The sequence below is a fragment of the Streptomyces sp. ActVer genome (genome assembly GCF_027270795.1).
Taxonomy (GTDB): domain Bacteria; phylum Actinomycetota; class Actinomycetes; order Streptomycetales; family Streptomycetaceae; genus Streptomyces; species Streptomyces umbrinus_A.
On sequence record NZ_JAPWHT010000910.1, the window covers coordinates 1 to 1,224 of the forward strand.

Sequence of the window (1,224 nt, forward strand, 5' to 3'; positions counted from 1 at the left end):
CTTCCGGATCTGCGCGGACGTCATCGGCGACGGTGACATACCCCTGCGGGTGCTCGCGGATCTGGCGCCCGATCTAATGAAGTTGGACGCGTCCCTGCTGTCGGGGCCGGCGGGGGTGCGGGCGATGCGCACGCTGTGCGAGCAGCTGGGGGCGCTGCTGTCCGTCGAGGGCGTGGAGACCGAGTCGCAGTGCGCGGCGGCGGTGTCCGCGGGCGCGCAGCTGGCCCAGGGCGAGCTGTTCGCGCCTCCGGCGAGGCGGCCCGCGGCGGATGTGTACGTTCCGGCTCTCTCCCCCGTGGCCGCGGCGACGCCGCCCTACGGGCCGCCCGTACGACAGTTCGTACGGCCTGCCGCGCTGCTGCCCGCCGGGGCGTCCGCGGGGCAGGTGCGGGCGCTGCTGACCCGGTCGCCGGACGTCTCCGGGGTGGTGCTCGTGGACGCCGCCGGGGTGCCCGTGCGGTCCGTGCACCGGTCGCGGTTCCTGCTGTCGCTGTCCGGGCGCTACGGGCACGCGCTGTACGCCGACCGGCCCGCCGCGAGGCTGGGCGATCCGCCGCGCACGGTCGGGGTCGACGCGACCGCGTGGGAGGTTCTCGACGTGGTGGCGGACGGGGCACGGGACCGTACGTCGGACGATGTCGCGGTCGTCGACCGGCTCGGGCGGTGCGTGGGGGTCGTACGACTGGCGGATCTCGTACGGGCGCTGGCGGAGAGCCGTGTCGAGGAGGCCGCCGCGCTCAATCCGCTGACGCGGCTGCCCGGTTCGGACGCGATCACCGGTGAGGTGGACCGGTGGATCGCCGACGGGCGGGTGTTCACGCTCAGTTGGCTGGACGTCGACGGCTTCAAGCGGGTCAACGACGGTGCGGGGTTCGCCGCCGGCGACGAGCTGATCCGGGCGGTGGGGCGGGCGCTGCAGGCGGCCGCGTCCGGGGCCACACGCGTGGGGCACATCGGCGGTGACGACTTCCTGGTCCTGGCGGATCCGGAGTGGCTCGATCCACTGGCCACGTCGGTGCTCGACACACCCTGGTCGGCGGGCGGGCTCGCCGTCACGCTGTCCCTCGCCACCGTGCTGTGCGCCCCCGGCAGCGTCACCGACCACCGCGAGGCCGCCGCGTCTCTGGCGCCCCTCCAGCAGGCCGCGAAGTCCCTCCGGGGGGCCAGCTGGGTGCTCGGCCGCGCGGGCCTGCCGGACCACGAGATCCGCCGGGGCTCGGGGGC

Annotated in this window: 1 protein-coding gene; it reads left to right on the plus strand. The window is 75.5% G+C overall.

Annotated features, from left to right (window positions below):
- A partial coding sequence (locus O3Q52_RS53250) for an EAL domain-containing protein (RefSeq protein ID WP_269655569.1) occupies positions 1–1,224 on the plus strand: 1,224 nt, incomplete at both ends.